Here is a 313-nt window from a genome sequence, read left to right on the forward strand (position 1 = left end):
TCTCAATCACGAGGCTAGCCCTAAAGCTATTTCGGAGAGAACCAGCTATCTCCAAGTTCGATTGGAATTTCTCCGCTACCCACAGCTCATCCCCGCACTTTTCAACGTGCGTGGGTTCGGGCCTCCAGTAAGTGTTACCTTACCTTCACCCTGGCCATGGGTAGATCACCTGGTTTCGGGTCTACGACAACGTACTATGGCGCCCTATTCAGACTCGCTTTCGCTGCGGCTCCGCTTTCTCAGCTTAACCTTGCACGTTATCGTAACTCGCCGGTTCATTCTACAAAAGGCACGCTATCACCCATTAACGGGC

1 rRNA gene is annotated in these 313 nt (G+C 52.4%); it reads right to left on the bottom strand.

Annotated elements, in window-relative coordinates:
• A 23S ribosomal RNA gene (locus C9J34_RS19115) occupies window positions 1–313 on the bottom strand; the annotation flags it as partial.

Origin of the sequence: Metasolibacillus meyeri, assembly GCF_003049505.1 — a bacterium.
In the GTDB taxonomy this organism is placed as follows: Bacteria; Bacillota; Bacilli; order Bacillales_A; family Planococcaceae; genus Metasolibacillus; species Metasolibacillus meyeri.